This window comes from Rhizobium sp. P44RR-XXIV (genome assembly GCF_001999485.2).
Lineage (GTDB): Bacteria > Pseudomonadota > Alphaproteobacteria > Rhizobiales > Rhizobiaceae > Rhizobium.
Window position 1 is genome coordinate 1 of record NZ_MPVZ02000007.1, and the last position, 1,124, is coordinate 1,124.

Sequence of the window (1,124 nt, forward strand, 5' to 3'; positions counted from 1 at the left end):
CGATCACCGACTTCGTGATGCTGATGATCAGGCGCAGGTCGGAGGCCGCCGGCTGACGCCGGGCGAGGATGCGCACGCACTCCTCGTCGATGTTGCGCTCCATCTGGTTGATTTGGTCGTCGATCTCGCGGACCTGCTGGGCGAGGCCCGAATCGGCGTCGATCAGCGCGTTGACCCGCGTCGTTGACCTGCTTTTCCACCAGCCCGCCCATGGCCAGGAGGTGGCTGCGCACATCTCCAGCTCGGCGTTGAACTGCTGGGAGATGTGATGGGTGAGACTGTCTTTGTTGATCATGTGGGAAATCCTTCTGGAGCCGCTGCGACGGTGACATCCACGAGCTACGGAGAACGCCGGAGGCGGCGGTGTCGCCGCGCCTCCGGGCGCGCCGCTAGCCGTAGCGCCCGGTGATGTAGTCTTCGGTCTGCTTCTTCGCCGGGTTGGTGAACAGCGTGTCGGTGTCGCCGAACTCGATCAGCTTGCCCATGTACATGAACGCCGTGTAGTCGGAAACCCGCGCGGCCTGCTGCATGTTGTGGGTAACGATGACGATGGTGAACTTCGATTTCAGCTCGTAGATCCGCTCTTCGATCTTCAGCGTGGAGATCGGGTCCAGCGCCGAGCACGGCTCGTCGAGCAGCAGCACTTCCGGTTCCACCGCGATGGTCCGGGCGATCACCAGGCGCTGCTGCTGGCCACCGGACAGGCCGAGGGCGGACTCGTGCAGGCGATCCTTTACCTCGTCCCCACAGCGCGGCCCCCTTCAGCGCCCACTCGACGGCCTCGTCGATCACGCGCTTCTTGTTGATGCCCTGGATACGCAGGCCGTAGACCACGTTCTCGTAGATGCTCTTGGGAAACGGGTTGGGCTTCTGGAACACCATGCCGACGCGACGGCGCAGCTCGGCGACGTCGACGCCCTTGGCGAAGATGTTGTGGCCATCGAGGCGGATCTCGCCTTCGACGCGGCAGCCATCCACCAGGTCGTTCATCCGGTTGAAGCAGCGCAGCAGGGTCGACTTGCCGCAGCCGGACGGGCCGATGAAGGCGGTCACGCGCTGCTTCGGAATGTTCATCCGGACGTCGAACAGGGCCTGCTTGGCGCCGTAGAACAGGTTCAGCCCGG

2 pseudogenes are annotated in these 1,124 nt (G+C 64.1%); both read right to left on the reverse strand.

Annotated features, from left to right (window positions below):
• Window positions 1-295 (reverse strand): annotated as a pseudogene (locus BSK43_RS00050) (PhoU domain-containing protein); the annotation flags it as partial.
• A 94-nt stretch (window positions 296-389) separates the two neighbouring features.
• Window positions 390-1,119, reverse strand: a pseudogene (gene pstB / locus BSK43_RS00055) (phosphate ABC transporter ATP-binding protein PstB).
• Between the last annotated feature and the right edge of the window lie 5 nt (window positions 1,120-1,124).